General features: G+C 72.3%; 10 protein-coding genes, 1 tRNA gene and 1 rRNA gene. 11 read left to right on the top strand and 1 reads right to left on the bottom strand.

Annotated features, from left to right (window positions below; all coding sequences use genetic code 11):
- The 3 genes from rrf to ACZ7LB_RS15530 all read left to right on the top strand — a co-directional run.
- Positions 1-92, top strand: a 5S ribosomal RNA gene (rrf, locus tag ACZ7LB_RS15540); the annotation flags it as partial.
- Positions 93-206: 114 nt separating this feature from the next.
- Complete coding sequence (locus tag ACZ7LB_RS15535) at positions 207-872, top strand: DegT/DnrJ/EryC1/StrS family aminotransferase (protein WP_471468491.1); 666 nt, start codon at positions 207-209, stop codon at positions 870-872.
- A 78-nt stretch (positions 873-950) separates the two neighbouring features.
- Positions 951-1,023 (top strand) — tRNA-Thr (locus ACZ7LB_RS15530).
- A 190-nt stretch (positions 1,024-1,213) separates the two neighbouring features.
- Here ACZ7LB_RS15530 and ACZ7LB_RS15525 read toward each other — a convergent pair.
- Positions 1,214-3,964 carry a SpoIIE family protein phosphatase gene (locus ACZ7LB_RS15525; protein WP_471468475.1) on the bottom strand — a complete coding sequence of 917 codons (2,751 nt, stop codon included), beginning with the start codon at positions 3,962-3,964 and terminating at the stop codon, positions 1,214-1,216.
- 420 nt (positions 3,965-4,384) lie between these two features.
- Between ACZ7LB_RS15525 and ACZ7LB_RS15520 the strand changes: the two genes are divergently transcribed.
- From ACZ7LB_RS15520 to ACZ7LB_RS15485, 8 genes are all read left to right on the top strand, one after another.
- The gene (locus tag ACZ7LB_RS15520) at positions 4,385-9,847 is read left to right on the top strand and encodes a HAMP domain-containing protein (RefSeq protein WP_471468473.1); all 5,463 of its coding nucleotides are present in this window, start codon (positions 4,385-4,387) and stop codon (positions 9,845-9,847) included.
- A gap of 298 nt (positions 9,848-10,145) precedes the next feature.
- Entirely contained in the window at positions 10,146-10,823 is a 678-nt protein-coding gene (locus tag ACZ7LB_RS15515) for a response regulator (protein WP_471468471.1), read from the top strand.
- Positions 10,824-11,091: 268 nt separating this feature from the next.
- Positions 11,092-13,869: a DNA translocase FtsK gene (locus ACZ7LB_RS15510; protein WP_471468469.1), complete on the top strand. Its 2,778-nt coding sequence runs from the start codon at positions 11,092-11,094 to the stop codon at positions 13,867-13,869.
- A 242-nt stretch (positions 13,870-14,111) separates the two neighbouring features.
- Positions 14,112-14,957, top strand: a complete 846-nt coding sequence (locus ACZ7LB_RS15505) for a helix-turn-helix domain-containing protein (protein WP_471468467.1) — start codon at positions 14,112-14,114, stop codon at positions 14,955-14,957.
- A 135-nt stretch (positions 14,958-15,092) separates the two neighbouring features.
- Positions 15,093-16,565, top strand: coding sequence for a 30S ribosomal protein S12 methylthiotransferase RimO (gene rimO, locus ACZ7LB_RS15500; protein ID WP_471468465.1), 1,473 nt, complete (start codon positions 15,093-15,095; stop codon positions 16,563-16,565).
- On the top strand, positions 16,562-17,416 hold the full coding sequence (gene pgsA / locus ACZ7LB_RS15495; protein ID WP_471468463.1) for a CDP-diacylglycerol--glycerol-3-phosphate 3-phosphatidyltransferase: 855 nt from the start codon (positions 16,562-16,564) through the stop codon (positions 17,414-17,416). Before rimO ends, pgsA begins: the two co-directional genes overlap by 4 nt.
- Positions 17,413-17,958, top strand: a complete 546-nt coding sequence (locus tag ACZ7LB_RS15490) for a CinA family protein (RefSeq protein WP_471468461.1) — start codon at positions 17,413-17,415, stop codon at positions 17,956-17,958. Before pgsA ends, ACZ7LB_RS15490 begins: the two co-directional genes overlap by 4 nt.
- A 109-nt stretch (positions 17,959-18,067) precedes the next feature.
- Complete coding sequence (locus ACZ7LB_RS15485) at positions 18,068-18,448, top strand: helix-turn-helix domain-containing protein (RefSeq protein ID WP_161228587.1); 381 nt, start codon at positions 18,068-18,070, stop codon at positions 18,446-18,448.
- Positions 18,449-18,480 lie beyond the last annotated feature (32 nt).

The raw sequence follows: 18,480 nt of genomic DNA, 5'->3' as shown, positions 1-18,480 counted from the left end.
CGCCCGGTTACATTCCGAACCCGGAAGCTAAGCTCTACAGCGCCGATGGTACTGCAGGGGGGACCCTGTGGGAGAGTAGGACGCCGCCGAACAATCCTTCAGAAGGGTTGGACCAGGAACTTCGGTTCCGGGTCCAACCCTTTTTTGTTGTGCGTCACTTGGCGTTCACGTCGCGCGACCACCATGCCGGTATGAGTACTGCTGCACTGCTCAGGGCCGCCGGCGTAGGAGTCGGCGACGAGGTCGTCGTGCCGGCCTTCGGGAACGTGGAGATCGCCGAGGCCGTCGCCTCGGCCGGAGCGTCACCGGTGTTCGCGGACATAGACCCGGTGACGTACTGCCTGGACGGCTCGTCCGTGGAGGCGGCGCTCGGCGCGCGCACCGCGGCCGTCGTCGTCGTGCACCGCTTCGGCCGGCCCGCGGACATGCCGCGGCTGCACGAACTCGGGCGCCGGCACGGGCTGCTGGTGCTGGAACGGACCGAGGCCGAGGACGCCTACGACGAGCGGGCGCAGCGCCGCCAGCGCGCCGCCTACCTCGACGCCAAGCTGCGCGGCGTGCGCACCCCCGACGGGGGCGACGGACACACCTACCAGCAGTACGTGGTGCGGGTGCCGGGCAACGGGCGGCCCGACCGGGACGCGTTCGCCCGCGCGATACGCGGCAGGGGCGTCGAGTGCCGGGTACCGGTGAAGACGCCCGTGCACCGGCTGCCCGGCTTCCGCCGGTGCGTGTCGCTGCCGGAGACCGAGCGGGCCGCCGACGAGACCCTGGCACTGCCCGTGGACGCCTCCCTGACGAAGCGGGAGATGCAGCGGATCGTGGCGGCCTGCAACGCCCTCGGGGGACTTCTGGAACCCGCTCTCGGGTGACGCCGGATGGTTGGGAACACGGCTGCGTTCGGGGTATGATCTATTTCGTCGCCAAGGGGAAATCCCACGAGGCGACAGGCCCCTATAGCTCAGTCGGTAGAGCGTCTCCATGGTAAGGAGAAGGTCAACGGTTCGATTCCGTTTGGGGGCTCCGTGAAGTGAGGCCCCGCCCGATTCGGGCGGGGCCTTTCTCATGTCCTGGAGCGGTACCGCCCTTTCGATCGCCCCGCCCCGGCGCTGCCCATGGGCCCGCCGCCCCCCGGGAGAGGAGATCCCGCCGGACGGGAGGGACTCGCGTCGGGGAGGGGCGCTCGCGGAGGCGAGGCCGCCGCCCCCGTCCGTCAGTCCTGGTGGGGCTCCGGGACGCGCATCGCCAGGATCGCCATGTCGTCCGACGGCGCGTCCGAGGCGAAGCGCTCCACCGCCCGCATGATCCGCGCCGCCACCGCGCCCGCCGTCAGACCCGTGCAGGTGGTGAGGACGTCGGCCAGGCCGTCGTCGCCCAGCATCCGGGTGCCCTCCCGGCGCTCGGTCACCCCGTCCGTGACGCAGAGCAGCACGTCGCCCGGGTCGAGGGTCACCGTCTCCTCGTACAGCTCCAGGTCCTCGATGACGCCCAGCAGCGGCTGCGGCTCGGCCGCGGGCTCCACGGTGCCGTCCTGCCGCAGACGCAGCGGCAGGGGGTGCCCGGCGCAGACCACCTTCAGCTCGGCGCCGCCGTCCGCCCGCGGGCGCAGCTCGCCGTACAGGAGCGTCAGGAAGCGGCTGCGGGCGCCCTCGTCGAGGATCGCGGAGTTCAGCCGCTCCAGCACCGCCGGGCCGCTCAGACCCTCCCGGGCCAGCAGCCGCAGGGCGTGCCGGGCCAGGCCGGTGACCGCCGCCGCGTTGGGCCCGGTGCCGCAGACGTCGCCGATGGCGAAGCCGTAGGCGTCGTCGCTGATGGGGAACAGGTCGTAGAAGTCGCCGCCGACCTCGTTGCCCTCACCGGCGGCGCGGTAGATGACCTCGACCTCGACGCCGTCGATCAGGGGCAGCTCCGGCGGCAGCAGGCTGCGCTGGAGGGACTGGCTGATGGCGGTGCGCTCGGAGTAGAGGCGGGCGTTGTCCAGGGCGAGGGCGGCCCGGCGGGAGAGGTCCTCGGCCAGTTCCAGGATCTCCTGGCGGAAGTGCTCGTCGGCGGGCTTGCCCAGGGTGAGCATGCCGATGACCCGGTTGCGGGCGACCAGCGGCAGCACGACCGTCTCGCCGCCGAGCGCGTGGGCGGTGGCGAGGGTCGGCCCGGTGCCGGACGCCGTCGACGGGGAGGTGCCGTCGGCGAGGCCGAGGGCGCGCATCGAGGTGCGCAGCGCGGCCTGGTGGGCGATCTCGCCGGGCGTCGTCCAGACGCGGGCGCCGGGGGTGGGCACCGGGTCCGGCGGGGCGGTCTTCGCCAGCAGGGACTTGATGCCGTCGATCAGCTCCTCGTCCTCGTGCAGGACGTAGGAGAGATAGGGCTCCGAGGCCTGGTCGGCGATGGTGTAGACGGCGCACCAGGTGGCCAGCGTGGGCACCGTCATCTGGGCCATCAGGGCGAGCGTCTGGTCCCGGTCCAGGGTGCCGGCGAGCAGGTCGGAGGCCTCGACGAGGAAGCTCAGCGAGCCGCGGCGCAGCCGCTCCAGCTCGCCGAGGCGGGCGGACTCGACCGCCAGGGCGATGCGGTCGGCGGCGAACTGGAGGCGCAGCGCCTCCTCGTTGGAGTAGCGGCCGGGGGCCTCGGCGGCGACGCCGAGGGAGCCGGTGAGGCGGCCCTCGACCTTCAGGGGCACCGTGACCACCGAGCGCATGCCGGTGCCGCCGAGCAGCGGTACGGCACCGGGGACGGCGCCGAGGTCGTCGTGGACGGCGGGCATGCGGGCCGAGCCGTAGCGGCCGGGGCCGGCCTCGACGGGGACCCGGGCGAATCGCTGGCGGGCGGAGGGCAGGCCGGTGGAGGCGCGGACCTCCAGCTCGGTCTCGTCGTCGGTGGCCAGGAGCAGGAAGGCGGCGTCGCCGTCGAGCATGTCGCGGGCCCGCTCGACGGTGCGCTGGAGGAGTCCGTCGAGGTCGTCGGGGGCGGGGGAGCCGATGAAGACCTCGAAGGGGTCGGTGCTCTTGCCCTCGCAGGAGGCGGCCTCGGAGGCCGTTCCGCGCGCCGGTGTCTGCAGGACGGCGCGCTCGTGGTCGCGGACCAGGAGGCAGACGGTGGAGGGTTCGCCGTCGGTGTCGCGGACCCGCAGGTGGGAGGCGTAGACGGGGACGACCCGGCCGTCCGCGGAGCGCATGCCGTAGCTGCCCTCCCAGCGGGAGAGGCGGAGCGCCTCGGCGATGCCGGTGCCGGTGCCGGGGGTGTGCGGCCAGGCGGCCAGGTCGGTGAGGGGCTTGCCGACGACCTCGTCGGCGGGGTGGCCGAAGAGGTCCTGGGCGTCCTCGTTCCAGGAGGTGACGGCGCCGCCGGCGTCGAGCTGGACGACGGCGACCCGGACCCGGCCGTCGGCGAGCGGCAGCCGGTCGGCGGGGAGCGAGGGCCCGGCGGCGCGGGTGCCGACCGCGCGGTCGGGCAGGGCCAGCTCGAACCAGACGTGCTTGTGGGTCGGCGTGTAGTCGACGCCCCAGCGGCCGGCCAGGGCGGCGCAGAGCTGGAGGCCGCGGCCGCCCTCGCGGTCGGGGCTGCCCATGGAGACGGCGGCGGACTGGAGGGGGACCTCGCGCTCGGGGTAGCGGTCGGAGACCTCGATGCGCACGGCCTGGTCGGTGCGCAGGCAGCGGACGTCGGCCGCGGTGCCGGCGTGGACGACGGCGTTGGTGACCAGCTCGCTGGTGAGGACGACGGCGTCGTCGATGACGTCGGCGTGGCCCCAGCCCTGGAGGGTGTCGCGGACGAAGGAGCGGGCGCCCGCGACCGAGCGGCCCACGGGCTCGAAGCTGGCGGAGGCGCGCGCGGTGATCACGGAACTCCTCGACTCCTTCTCCCCGGGCACGGCCCTGCGGCCGACCGGCTCGCTCCGCTGCTGCGGCATGCCGCTCGTCGGCCCGGAATCCGGGGGCTGTTCCCCCGGGATGAGTCCGGTGGTCATGTCTCCGGCCGCCCCTTCGATGCCCGCTCGTCTCGGTGTCACCGCCCAGGCCGGACGGACCGGTACGGCTGGACAGCCGCATGCAAGGTTACTTACCCCCGCCGCCCCGGCGGAGGGCGGTCCGCCGCGATTCCGCCCCACGGGTGTGCGGGCGGGTGTGCGAAGCTGCCGAACTGTTATGGCCTGGTTCGGTGGGGGTGAAACACTGGGCAGGGTTCTCGTGCGGGCCCGGGCGGCAGGATGCCCGTCGCGCGCGGCGGGCGGCGGCCTCCTCCGCGGTCCGGTGCGCCGGTCCGCGGGGCGCGGACCCCGCATGGAGGACGGGTGCCGGAGCACCCGTGCGGTACGTGGTAGAGCCCGGTGCGCACAGTGGCGGCACCGGGCACGACAGTGATGGTCGACCCCTGCGGGAGGGACACAGTGGAGTCTGGCGCAGCGACGCGGGGCGCGAAGGCGCGCGCGAAGGGCGGACAGCCCCCTGGCAGCCAGGGCCGGACGCGGGGTGGTACGACCACGGTGGACACCGCGGCGCTGAACCGGCTGCTGGCCGCCCTGGTAGCGATGCGGGAGGGGAACTTCCGCAAGCGGCTGACGGTGTCCGGCGACGGGGTGATGTCGGAGATCGCGGCGGTCTTCAACGAGGTCGCCGACCGCAATCTGCACCTGACGGGCGAGCTGGCCCGGGTGCGGCGCATGGTCGGGCGTGAGGGGAAGCTCACGGAGCGGCTGGAGGCGGGGTCCTGCGAGGGGTCCTGGGCGGCGGCGATCGACCATTCGAACGCCCTGGTGGACGATCTGGTCCGGCCGGTGTCCGAGGTGGGCCGGGTGCTGTCGGCGGTGGCCGACGGCGACCTGTCGCCGCGGATGGAGCTGCGGACGCAGGCGGCCGAGGGGGCGGGGCATCCGCTGCGCGGGGAGTTCCTGAAGGTCGGGCGGACCGTGAACAACCTCGTCGACCAGTTGTCGACGTTCACGGACGAGGTCACCCGGGTGGCCAGCGAGGTCGGTACCGAGGGCAAGCTGGGCGGTCAGGCCCGGGTGCGCGGGATGTCGGGTTCCTGGAAGGACCTGACCGAGTCCGTGAACACCATGGCGTACCGGCTGACGGCGCAGGTGCGGGACATCGCGCTGGTGACGACGGCGGTGGCCAAGGGGGACCTGTCGCGCAAGGTCACGGTGCACGTGGCCGGGGAGATGCTGGAGCTGAAGAACACCGTCAACACGATGGTGGACCAGCTCTCGGCGTTCTCCTCCGAGGTGACACGAGTCGCCCGTGAGGTGGGCACGGAGGGCGCCCTGGGCGGTCAGGCCCAGGTGTCCGGGGTGGCCGGGGTGTGGAAGGAGCTGACCGACTCCGTCAACACGATGGCCGGGAACCTGACGGCCCAGGTGCGGGGGATCGCCGAGGTGACGACGGCGGTCGCCAGTGGTGACCTGTCGCGGAAGGTGACGGTTCCGGCGCGCGGCGAGGTCGCGCAGCTCGCGGAGACGATCAACCAGATGACCGAGACGCTGCGGATCTTCGCGGACGAGGTCACGCGGGTGGCGAACGAGGTCGGTGCCGAGGGGCGGCTGGGCGGCCAGGCGAACGTGCCGGGCGCGGCGGGGACCTGGAAGGACCTCACCGATTCGGTGAACACGGTGTTCCGGAACCTGACGACGCAGGTGCGGGACATCGCCGCGGTGACGACGGCGGTGGCCAACGGCGACCTGTCGCAGAAGGTCACGGTGGACGTGGCCGGGGAGATGCTGGAGCTGAAGAACACCGTCAACACGATGGTGGACCAGCTCTCGTCGTTCGGTGCCGAGGTCACCCGGGTGGCCCGGGAGGTCGGTGTCGAGGGCGAGCTGGGCGGCCAGGCGCAGGTGCCGGGGGCGGCGGGGACGTGGAAGGACCTGACCGATTCCGTCAACACCGCGTTCCGCAACCTCACCGGGCAGGTGCGGAACATCGCCCAGGTGACGACGGCGGTGGCCAACGGCGACCTGTCGCAGAAGGTCACCGTGGACGTCTCGGGCGAGATGCTCCAGCTCAAGAACACCGTGAACCGGATGGTGGACCAGCTCTCCAGCTTCGCCGACCAGGTGACGCGGATGGCGCGGGACGTGGGCACGGAGGGGCGGCTGGGCGGTCAGGCCCGGGTGGACGGGGTGTCGGGCACCTGGAAGGAGCTGACCGACTCCGTCAACTCGATGGCCGGCAATCTCACCTCGCAGGTGCGGAACATCGCCCAGGTGACGACGGCCGTGGCGCGCGGCGATCTCTCGCAGAAGATCGACGTGGACGCGCGGGGCGAGATCCTGGAGCTGAAGAACACCATCAACACGATGGTCGACCAGCTCTCGTCGTTCGCGGAGCAGGTCACCCGGGTGGCCCGCGAGGTGGGCACGGAGGGACGGCTCGGCGGCCAGGCGCAGGTGCCCGGGGTGGCCGGGGTGTGGCGGGACCTGACCGACTCGGTGAACGGCATGGCCGGGAACCTCACCGCGCAGGTCCGCAACATCGCGCAGGTGGCCACGGCGGTGGCGCGCGGCGACCTGTCCCAGAAGATCACCGTGGACGCGCGCGGGGAGATCCTGGAGCTGAAGAACACCCTGAACACGATGGTGGACCAGCTCTCGTCGTTCGCCCAGGAGGTCACCCGGGTGGCGCGGGAGGTGGGCACCGAGGGCATCCTCGGCGGCCAGGCGGAGGTGCAGGGCGTCTCCGGCACCTGGAAGGACCTCACGCAGTCCGTGAACGGCATGGCCAACAACCTGACCATGCAGGTGCGGAACATCGCGGAGGTGACGACGGCGGTCGCCAAGGGCGACCTGTCGAAGAAGATCACCGTCGACGCGAAGGGCGAGATCCTCGAACTGGTCACCACCGTCAACACGATGGTGGACCAGCTCTCGTCGTTCGCCGAGCAGGTCACCCGGGTGGCGCGGGAGGTGGGCACCGAGGGCATCCTCGGCGGCCAGGCGCACGTGCCCGGGGTGGTGGGCATCTGGAAGGACCTCAGCGACAACGTCAACCTGATGGCGAAGAACCTCACCGTGCAGGTGCGGAACATCTCCCAGGTGGCGGCGGCGGTCGCCAACGGCGACCTGACGCGGACGGTGACGATCGAGGCGCGCGGCGAGGTGGCGCAGCTCGCCGAGACCTTCAACACGATGGTGAAGACGCTGAGTTCGTTCGCGGACCAGGTCACCAAGGTGGCCCGCGAGGTGGGCACGGACGGCATCCTGGGCGGTCAGGCGCACGTCCCGGGGGTGTCGGGCACCTGGAAGGACCTCACCGAGTCGGTGAACCAGATGGCGTCCAACCTGACCGGTCAGGTGCGCAACATCGCCATGGTCACGACGGCGATCGCCAAGGGCGATCTCACCAAGAAGATCGACATCGACGCGCGGGGCGAGATCCTGGAGCTGAAGACGACCATCAACACGATGGTCGACCAGCTCTCCTCGTTCGCCGAGGAGGTCACCCGGGTGGCCCGCGAGGTGGGCACCGAGGGCGCCCTGGGCGGCCAGGCGCGCGTGCGCGACGTGGACGGCACCTGGCGGGACCTGACGGAGTCCGTGAACGAGATGGCCGGGAACCTGACCCGGCAGGTGCGGGCCATCGCGCGGGTGGCGACCGCGGTGACGCGCGGCGACCTGAACCTGAAGATCGACGTGGACGCGTCCGGGGAGATCCAGGAGCTCCAGGACTACATCAACAAGATGATCGCCAACCTGCGCGACACCACGATCGCCAACAAGGAGCAGGACTGGCTGAAGGGCAACCTGGCCCGGATCTCCGCGCTGATGCAGGGCCGCCGCGACCTCCAGGACGTGGCGTCGCTGATCATGAGCGAGCTGACGCCGGTGGTGTCGGCGCAGCACGGCGCGTTCTTCCTGGCCATGCCGCTGGTGGACGGGCGGGAGCCGGCCACCGGGCAGGACGAGCAGTACGAGCTGCGGATGCTGGGGTCCTACGGCTACTCGATGGGGTCCATGCCGACGTCCTTCCGGCCGGGGGAGGCGCTGGTCGGGACGGCCGCGCAGGAGAAGCGGACGATCCTGGTGGAGAACGCGCCGACGGGCTACCTGAAGATCTCGTCGGGGCTCGGCGAGGCGCCGCCCGCCCAGGTGATCGTGCTGCCGGTGCTGTTCGAGGGAAAGGTGCTCGGGGTCATCGAGCTGGCGTCGTTCACGCCGTTCACGCACATCCAGAAGGACTTCCTCAACCAGATCGCGGAGATGATCGCGACCAGCGTGAACACCATCTCCGTCAACACCAAGACGGAGGTGCTGCTGAAGCAGTCGCAGGAGCTGACCGAGCAACTGCGGCTGCGGTCGGAGGAGTTGGAGCAGCGGCAGTCGGCGCTGCAGTCCTCCAACGCCGAGCTGGAGGAGAAGGCCGAGCTGCTGGCCCGGCAGAACCGCGACATCGAGGTGAAGAACACCGAGATCGAGGAGGCCCGGCAGGTCCTGGAGGAGCGCGCCGAGCAACTGGCGGTCTCCATGCGGTACAAGAGCGAGTTCCTGGCCAACATGTCGCACGAGCTGCGCACCCCGCTGAACTCGCTGCTGATCCTGGCCAAGCTGCTGGCGGACAACGCCGACGCCAACCTGTCCCCGAAGCAGGTGGAGTTCGCGGAGACGATCCACGGGGCGGGGTCCGACCTGCTCCAGCTCATCAACGACATCCTGGACCTGTCGAAGGTCGAGGCGGGCAAGATGGACGTCTCGCTGACGCGGATCGCGCTGGTCCAGCTCGTCGACTACGTGGAGGCCACGTTCCGGCCGCTGACCGCGGAGAAGGGGCTCGACCTGTCGGTGCGGGTCTCCCCGGAGCTGCCGCCCACCCTGCACACCGACGAGCAGCGGCTGCTCCAGGTGCTGCGCAACCTGCTGTCCAACGCGGTGAAGTTCACCGACTCCGGCGCGGTCGAGCTGGTCATCCGCCCGGCCCGGGACGACGTGCCGCAGGGCATCCGGGAGCAGTTGCTGGAGGCCGGTTCGATGACCGACCCGGACACGGAGCTGATCGCGTTCTCGGTCAGCGACACCGGGATCGGCATCGCGGCGAGCAAGATGCGGGTGATCTTCGAGGCGTTCAAGCAGGCCGACGGCACCACCAGCCGCAAGTACGGCGGCACCGGCCTCGGGCTGTCGATCTCGCGGGAGATCGCGCAGTTGCTGGGCGGCGAGATCCACGCGCAGAGCGAGCCGGGCCGCGGCTCGACGTTCACGCTGTATCTGCCGCTGCACCCGGGCGGACTGCCGGCGCAGGCCCCGCAGCACGTGATGCCGGTCCCGGAGCCGGGCGGCCCGGAGGTGGCCGAGGGGACGGGGGACCGGTCGGCGGAGCCCGCCGGGACCCCGGCCGAGGTGCGGTCGTACCAGGACTCGCAGAACGGTGCCGCCGCGCTGTTCCGGCGCCGCCGCAGGGCCCTGCCGGAGCCCGCCGCGCGGCCCGCCGCACCGGAGCGGCTGGCGGTCGGGGAGCGGGAGCCGGCGGCGCGTGGCGTCCGGTTCGACGGCGAGAAGGTGCTGATCGTCGACGACGACATCCGCAACGTCTTCGCCCTCACCAGTGTCCTGGAGCAGCACGGCCTGTCGGTGCTGTACGCCGAGAACGGCCGGGAGGGCATCGAGGTGCTGGAGCAGCACGAGGACGTGACGGTCGTGCTGATGGACATCATGATGCCGGAGATGGACGGGTACGCGACGACGACGGCGATCCGGCGGATGCCGCAGTTCGCCGGGCTGCCGATCATCGCGCTGACCGCGAAGGCGATGAAGGGCGACCGGGAGAAGGCGATCGAGTCCGGGGCCTCGGACTACGTGACCAAGCCGGTCGATCCCGATCACCTGCTGTCGGTGATGCGGCAGTGGATGCGGGAGGAGTGAGGAGTACCGTCGGCGGTGGCGCGCGGTGGCCGGTTCCGGCGCATCGCGCGCCGTTGGCGGCCGGTACGCGGCGGTTGCGGGGAAGGGATCGAGGGAACGATCCTGTACCGCGCCGCGTTTCCGGTGTGTGCACAGTGACATCACGGTGACAGGGTGTGGTGGCGGTCGGGGTGCGGCTACGATGACCGGCACGAGGACGGGCGGCGCGTGGGAGTCGTCGCCCGGCGCGGCCCGCCGAGGCGCCGTGCCACGTCCTGCGGACAGGGGAGGCCCCACGCCGGGGCGAGGAGGGCGGGCCATGGTGCAGAAGGCCAAGATCCTCCTGGTCGATGACCGGCCGGAGAATCTGCTGGCGCTGGAGGCGATCCTCTCGGCGCTCGATCAGACGCTGGTGCGGGCATCGTCCGGGGAGGAAGCGCTCAAGGCGCTGCTGACGGACGACTTCGCGGTCATCCTGCTGGACGTCCAGATGCCGGGCATGGACGGTTTCGAGACGGCCGCGCACATCAAGCGGCGGGAGCGGACCAGGGACATCCCGATCATCTTCCTCACCGCGATCAACCACGGGCCGCACCACACCTTCCGCGGCTACGCGGCGGGCGCGGTGGACTACATCTCCAAGCCGTTCGACCCGTGGGTGCTGCGCGCCAAGGTCTCCGTCTTCGTCGACCTGTACATGAAGAACTGCAAGCTGCGGGAGCAGGCGGCGCTGCTGCGCCTCCAGTTGGAGGGCGGTGACCGGGCGTCGGCCAACGGCGGGGCCGGGGAGCCGACGGGACTCCTCGCGGAGCTGTCGGCGCGGCTCGCCGCCGTAGAGGAGCAGGCCGAGGCCCTGTCCAAGCAGTTGAGCGACGAGTCGTCGGACGCGGCGGCGGTGGCCACGGCCGCGCATCTGGAGCGCAAGCTCACCGGACTGCGCCGGGCCCTGGACGCGATGGAGCCGGGTTCCCCGGGAGGCCGCGCCGCCGTCAACTGACGTCCGCCGCTGCCCGGTGAGCGCCCGGCGCGCCCGTCCGGGGAGGACGGCGGCGCGGGTGCGGGGCGCCGGGGGCGGGCCCGGCGGCGCGGGTTCGGCGCCGCCGCTGAGCCGCGGAACCCCGGTCCCGGTGGTGCGCTCCGGCCGGTGAGCGCGTGTCAGCGGCCCTGTCGGAGGGGTCAGTTCCGGGCCCTCCGAAGAACGACACGAACGGGTGAAGCCGTGGCCACACGTGTCGACCGCCGTCTCCCCCGGTAACCTCGCTTCCATGGCCTCACGTCCCTCCGCAGCCAAGAAGCAGCCCGCCAGGAAGGCGGCGGCTCCCGCGAAGGCTCCGGCGAAGAAGGCCGCCGCGAACAGGGCGCCCGCGAAGAAGGCCCCGGCGAGGAAGGCACCCGCCCGGAAGGCCCCGGCGAAGAGGGCGGCCCCGCCCCCGGCGGCCCGCCCGGCCGGGGGCCTGCTCCGGTTCGTGCGCGCCCTCTGGCTGGGCCTCGCCCATGCCGTCGGCGCGGTGTTCCGGGGCATAGGACAGGGCGCCAGGAACCTCGACCCGGCCCACCGCAAGGACGGCGTCGCCCTGCTGCTGCTCGGCGTCTGCCTGATCGTCGCCGCGGGCACCTGGGCCGACCTCAGGGGCCCCGTCGGCGACCTCGTCGAGATCCTGGTGACCGGCTCCTTCGGCCGGCTGGACCTGCTGGTGCCGCTGCTGGTCGGGGCCGTCGCCGTGCGCCTGATCCGGCACCCGGAGAAGCCGGAGGCCAACGGCCGGATCGTGATCGGCCTGTCCGCGCTGGTCGTCGGTGTGCTCGGACAGGTGCACATCGCCTGCGGCTCACCGGCCCGCAGCGACGGCATGCAGGCGATAAGGGACGCCGGGGGGCTCATCGGCTGGGGCGCGGCCACCCCGCTGTCGGCCACGATGACCGATGTCCTGGCCGTTCCGCTGCTGGCGCTGCTGACCGTCTTCGGGCTGCTCGTCGTCACCGCCACCCCCGTCAACGCGATCCCGCAGCGGCTGCGGCAGCTCGGGGTCCGGCTCGGCCTCGTCAGCGATCCGGAGGCCGACGGCGCCGTGGACGGCGACGACGACGAGCACTACGAGGAGCAGTGGCGCGACGCCCTGCCCGAGGGGCGGCGGCGCGGCGCCCCGTCCGGGCCCCACGACCCGGAGGCGGCGGAGGAGGAGGCCCTCGGCCGCCGCAGGAGCCGCCCCCGCCGTTCCGCGGTGCCCCAGCCCGACCCGGACCGGCCGATGGACGCGGTCGACATCGCCGCCGCCGCGGCGGCGGCCCTTGACGGCGCCGTCCTGCACGGCATGCCGCCCTCGCCGCTGGTCGCCGACCTCACCCAGGGCGTGGCCACCGGGGAGCGGGAGCCCACCACTCCGACCCCGCCCCCGGCCTCGACCCCGACGCCCGTCCCGGCGGCCCGGCCCCGGCCGGGCGGGACCGGGGACGCCGCCGCCCCGCCGCGCGACGCGGGCGGCTCCGGTGTCCCCGACCTCACCAAGGCCCCGCCCCCGCAGGAACGCGACCTGCCGCCGCGCGCCGAGCAGCTCCAGCTCTCCGGGGACATCACCTACTCCCTGCCGGCCCTCGACCTGCTCACCCGCGGCGGCCCCGGCAAGGTCCGCAGCGCGGCCAACGACGCCGTCGTCGACTCCCTCACCACCGTCTTCACCGAGTTCAAGGTCGACGCCCGGGTCACCGGCTTCACCCGCGGCCCGACGGTCACCCGCTACGAGGTCGAACTCGGCCCGGCCGTCAAGGTCGAGCGGATCACCGCCCTCACCAAGAACATCGCCTACGCCGTCGCCAGTCCGGACGTGCGGATCATCAGCCCGATCCCCGGCAAGTCCGCCGTCGGCGTCGAGATCCCCAACACCGACCGGGAGATGGTCAACCTCGGCGACGTGCTGCGGCTCGCCGAGTCCGCCGAGGACGACGACCCGATGCTGGTCGCCTTCGGCAAGGACGTCGAGGGCGGCTACGTCATGCACTCGCTGGCGAAGATGCCGCACATGCTGGTCGCCGGGGCCACCGGCTCCGGCAAGTCGTCCTGCATCAACTGCCTGATCACCTCGATCATGATGCGGGCGACGCCGGAGGACGTCCGGATGATCCTGGTCGACCCCAAGCGCGTCGAGCTGACCGCCTACGAGGGCATCCCGCACCTGATCACGCCGATCATCACCAACCCCAAGCGGGCCGCCGAGGCGCTCCAGTGGGTCGTCCGGGAGATGGACCTCCGCTACGACGACCTCGCCGCCTACGGCTACCGGCACATCGACGACTTCAACCGCGCCGTGCGCGAGGGCCGGGCCGAGGCGCCCCCGGGCAGCGAGCGGGAGCTCCAGCCCTACCCGTACCTGCTGGTGATCGTCGACGAGCTGGCCGACCTGATGATGGTCGCCCCCCGGGACGTCGAGGACTCGATCGTGCGGATCACCCAGCTCGCGCGCGCCGCCGGCATCCATCTGGTGCTCGCCACCCAGCGGCCGTCCGTCGACGTCGTCACCGGTCTGATCAAGGCCAACGTGCCCTCCCGGCTGGCCTTCGCCACCTCCTCGCTCGCCGACTCCCGGGTCATCCTCGACCAGCCCGGCGCCGAGAAGCTGATCGGCAAGGGCGACGGCCTCTTCCTCCCGATGGGCGCCAACAAGCCGACCCGCATGCAGGGCGCCTTCGTGACCGAGGAGGAGGTCGCGGCCGTCGTCCGGCACTGCAAGGAGCAGATGGCCCCCGCCTTCCGGGAGGACGTGGTCGTCGGCACCAAGCAGAAGAAGGAGATCGACGAGGACATCGGCGACGATCTCGACCTGCTGTGCCAGGCGGCGGAACTGGTCGTCTCCACCCAGTTCGGGTCGACCTCCATGCTCCAGCGCAAGCTGCGGGTCGGCTTCGCCAAGGCGGGCCGGCTGATGGACCTGATGGAGTCGCGGGGCATCGTCGGGCCGAGCGAGGGGTCCAAGGCACGCGACGTCCTGGTGAAACCCGACGACCTCGACGGGGTGCTCGCCGTGATCCGGGGGGAACCCGCGGGGTAGGCATCCGGGGGACGGGCCGGGGCCGTCCGGCCGATCGTGACTCACCCGTTAGGGACCATTGAGCAACCGTTTCCTCGGCACGTACGTCAAGTGGAGGGAAGTGGCGAACACTGGTTCTCCACCGGGCGGGCCGGGCCATTCCTCTGGCGTACAAAGTCATACCGCCCGGTTGCCCCACCCGTTCGCACCCCACCTAGACTGAACCTCCAGCACAGGCGGCTAAACGCTCGAAAGGCGCCCCCGTGTCCATCGGCAACTCCCCTGAAGACGAGCGTCCCTTCGACACCGTGCCCGACGGCCCGTCCGAGGAGGACCGCCCCTCCATCGGCACCGCGCTGCGCCGCGCCCGGATCGACGCCGGGCTGACCATCGACGACGTCAGCTCCGCCACCCGGGTCCGGATCGCGATCGTGCGCGCCATCGAGGCGGACGACTTCACGCCCTGCGGCGGCGCCGTCTACGCGCGCGGGCACATCCGCACCCTGGCCAGGGCCGTGCGGCTCGACCCGGACCGGCTGCTCGCCCGGTTCGAGAGCGAGCACGGCGGGCGCCCTGCCCCGACCCCGGCCGCGCCCCTGTTCGAGGCCGAGCGCATCCGCCCCGAGCGGCGCGGGCCCAACTGGACCGCCGCCATGGTCGCCGCCATCGTCGCCGTGGTCGGCTTCGTCGGCTTCACGGTCGTCAAGGGCGGCGACGACGGCGCGGACAAGGCCAACCTCGCCGAGGGAGCCGAGCCGAGCGCGTCCGCCCCGGCCTCCGCCAAGCCCGAGAAGCCGGCCGCGCCCAAGCCCGACCCGACCGACAGCGCCATCGCCGCCGCGCCCCAGGACAAGGTCACGGTCAAGGTCAGCGCCACCGACGGCCGGAGCTGGATCTCGGCCAAGGACCACAGCGGCCGGCTCCTCTTCGACGGGCTCCTCAAGCAGGGCGACTCCAAGACCTTCCAGGACAACGACCGGATCAACCTGGTCCTCGGCGACGCCGGAGCCATCCAGCTCTACGTCAACGGAAAGAAGATCGAGGACGATTTCCGGCCGGGCGCCGTGGAGCGGCTGACGTACACCAAGGGCGACCCGCAGACCGGGTGAGCCCGCCCGCGGGGCGGTGCCGGGCGAGGGGCCGTCCACGGCCGGACGGCCCCTCGGCCGTGCGGCCCCCCGCCCGCCGCCCCCGGCCAACCCCTTCGACATGGGCCGTCCGTGGGACGAAGTAGTCTTGAGCCCATGCCTGAAAGCCGTACCGTCGCACTCGTCACCCTTGGCTGCGCCCGCAACGAGGTGGACTCGGAGGAGCTCGCAGGCCGTCTGGAGGCGGACGGCTGGACGCTCGTCGAGGACGCCGGGGAAGCGGACGTCGCCGTCGTGAACACGTGCGGCTTCGTCGAGGCCGCCAAGAAGGACTCCGTCGACGCCCTCCTGGAGGCCAACGACCTCAAGGGCCACGGCCGGACCCAGGCCGTGGTGGCCGTGGGCTGCATGGCCGAGCGGTACGGCAAGGAGCTGGCGGAGGCCCTGCCGGAGGCCGACGGCGTCCTGGGCTTCGACGACTACGCGGACATCTCCGACCGGCTGCGCACCATCCTCGGCGGCGGCATCCACGCCGCCCACACCCCCCGCGACCGGCGCAAGCTGCTGCCGGTCAGCCCCGTCGAGCGGCAGCAGGCCGGCACCGCCGTCGCCCTGCCCGGACACGGCCCCGTCGACCTGCCCGAGGGCCTCGCCCCCGCCTCCGGGCCGCGCGCCCCGCTGCGCCGCCGCCTGGACGGCTCCCCGGTCGCCTCGGTGAAGCTGGCCTCCGGCTGCGACCGGCGCTGCTCCTTCTGCGCCATCCCCTCCTTCCGCGGCTCCTTCATCTCCCGCCGCCCGAGCGACGTGCTGAACGAGACGCGGTGGCTCGCGGAGCAGGGCGTCAAGGAGATCATGCTGGTCTCCGAGAACAACACCTCCTACGGCAAGGACCTGGGCGACATCCGCCTGCTGGAGTCCCTGCTGCCCGAGCTGGCCGAGGTCGACGGCATCGAGCGGGTCCGGGTCAGCTACCTCCAGCCGGCCGAGATGCGGCCCGGCCTGATCGAGGTGCTGACCTCCACCCCGAAGGTCATGCCGTACTTCGACCTGTCCTTCCAGCACTCCGCGCCGAACGTGCTGCGCGCCATGCGCCGCTTCGGCGACACCGACCGCTTCCTGGAGCTGCTCTCCGCCATCCGGGCCGGGGCGCCCGAGGCGGGCGTGCGCTCCAACTTCATCGTGGGCTTCCCCGGCGAGAGCGAGGCCGACCTCGCGGAGCTGGAGCGGTTCCTGAACCACGCGCGGCTGGACGCCATCGGCGTCTTCGGCTACTCCGACGAGGAGGGCACCGAGGCGGCCACCTACGGCGACAAGCACGACGGCGACGTCGTCGCGGAGCGGCTGGCCCGGGTCTCCCGGCTGGCCGAGGAACTGGTCTCGCAGCGGGCCGAGGAGCGCCTCGGCTCGACCGTCCGGGTGCTGGTGGAATCCGTGGACGAGGAGGACGGAGTCCGGGGCCGCGCCGCGCACCAGGCCCCGGAGACCGACGGCCAGGTGATCCTCACCGGCGGCGGGGAACAGGTGGTCGGCCGTATGGTCGACGCGAAGGTGATCGGTACGGAGGGTGTCGACCTGGTGGCCGAACCGCTGCCGGGCACATCCGCGTCGAGCGAGGAGACGGACAGATGACCGGTGTCCCGGCGTCCGCTGCGGGCGGCTCCTCCGGCGCCCGGAGGGCCGGCGCACGCGGTGCCCCGGGCACCGCGCCGGAGACGGCCCACGGCAGCGGCCCCGCCCGGCGCGGGAGCGGCGAGGGCGGCACCACCGGGACGGCCGGGCGTTCCGGGGCCACCGCGGCCGCCGGGACGGCCGGGCGGGGTGCCGGGACGGACGGCGCGGCCGGCTCCAGTCCGGCGGGGCGGGGCGGCAAGATCACGGCGGCCGCCGTCAACCAGGCCAGCGTGTGGAACATCGCCAACTTCCTGACGATGCTCCGGCTGGTCCTCGTGCCGGCCTTCGTCGCCCTGATGCTCGGCAACGGCGGATACGACCCGGCCTGGCGCTCGTTCGCCTGGGCCGCCTTCGCCGTCGCCATGATCACCGACCTGTTCGACGGTCATCTGGCCCGCGCCTACGACCTGGTCACCGACTTCGGGAAGATCGCCGACCCCATCGCCGACAAGGCGATCATGGGGGCGGCGCTGATCTGCCTGTCCGCCCTGGGCGATCTGCCGTGGTGGGTGACGGCGGTGATCCTCGGCCGGGAGCTCGGCGTCACCGTGCTGCGCTTCGTGGTCATCCGGTACGGGGTGATCCCGGCGAGCCGCGGCGGCAAATTGAAGACGCTCATCCAGGGGGTGGCCGTCGGCATGTACGTCCTGGCGCTGACGGGGCCCCTGGCGACCCTGAGGTTCTGGGTGATGGCCGCGGCGGTCGTCCTGACCGTGGCGACCGGGCTCGACTACGTGAAGCAGGCCATTGTGCTGCGCCGGCACGGCATCGCCGAGCGCGGAGCGGCGACGAGGGAGACGGACGTTTGAGTTCCACCGCCGCCGACGTGGTGCGACTACTCACGGCGAGGGGCCGGACCCTCGCCGTCGCGGAGTCGCTGACCGGTGGACTGGTGGCGGCCGCGATCACCGGGGTGCCCGGGGCGTCCCGGGTGTTCCGCGGCTCCGTCACCGCCTACGCGACCGATCTGAAGCGGGACCTGCTCGCCGTCGACGCCTCGCTGCTGGCGTCGAAGGGCGCGGTGGACGCGCAGGTCGCGGCCCAGATGGCGGCCGGGGTGCGGCACCGGCTCGGCGCCGACTGGGGCATCGCCACGACCGGGGTGGCCGGTCCCGACCCGCAGGACGGGCAGCCCGTCGGAACGGTGTTCGTCGCCGTCCACGGGCCTCTCGAACAGGATTCCGGTTCTGCCCATGGCGGAAAAGTCGCGGCGCTGCGGTTGAACGGCAGTCGGGCGGAAATCCGTATGGAGAGTGTACGCAGCGTGCTGGCGCTCCTGCTGAGGGAGCTGGCGGGCGAACGGACCGGGAATCAGCGGGCACAGGATACGGAACAGAACGGGGGGTTTTGATGTTTGCAGCCCTGAGTGAACACGACATCGCTCCCCGCACGGCCGCGGCGCGAGGCGGTACGGTGGGGCGTGAAGGATGCGGTAACGCGGTCCGAGGAGGGAGCCACCGATGATTCTGCTCCGTCGCCTGCTGGGTGACGTGCTGCGTCGGCAGCGCCAGCGCCAGGGCCGTACTCTGCGCGAAGTCTCCTCGTCCGCCCGAGTCTCACTCGGCTATCTCTCCGAGGTGGAGCGGGGGCAGAAGGAGGCTTCCTCCGAGCTGCTGTCCGCCATCTGCGACGCGCTGGACGTACGGATGTCCGAGCTGATGCGGGAAGTGAGCGACGAACTCGCGCTCGCCGAGCTGGCCCAGTCCGCCGCCGCCACTCCCAGCGAATCCGTGCCGGCCCCGGTGCGTTCGATGCTGGGTTCCGTATCGGTGGCCGGTGTGCCACCGGAGCGGGTGACCATCAAGGCGCCCGCGGAGGCAGTGGACGTCGTAGCCGCCTGAGCACGTGTGCTCATGAGGCCCCGGCCGGGGCT

Source organism: Streptomyces sp. NPDC107521 (assembly GCF_055598485.1).
This window is presented reverse-complemented; position numbering and strand designations above follow the sequence as displayed.

Coding starts and splice junctions, on each gene's coding strand:
- ACZ7LB_RS15525 (WP_471468475.1), bottom strand. CDS start 3,964: ATGACCACCGGACTCATCCCGGGGGAACAGCCCCCGGATTCCGGGCCG.
- ACZ7LB_RS15515 (WP_471468471.1), top strand. CDS start 10,146: ATGGTGCAGAAGGCCAAGATCCTCCTGGTCGATGACCGGCCGGAGAAT.
- ACZ7LB_RS15510 (WP_471468469.1), top strand. CDS start 11,092: ATGGCCTCACGTCCCTCCGCAGCCAAGAAGCAGCCCGCCAGGAAGGCG.
- rimO (WP_471468465.1), top strand. CDS start 15,093: ATGCCTGAAAGCCGTACCGTCGCACTCGTCACCCTTGGCTGCGCCCGC.
- pgsA (WP_471468463.1), top strand. CDS start 16,562: ATGACCGGTGTCCCGGCGTCCGCTGCGGGCGGCTCCTCCGGCGCCCGG.
- ACZ7LB_RS15485 (WP_161228587.1), top strand. CDS start 18,068: ATGATTCTGCTCCGTCGCCTGCTGGGTGACGTGCTGCGTCGGCAGCGC.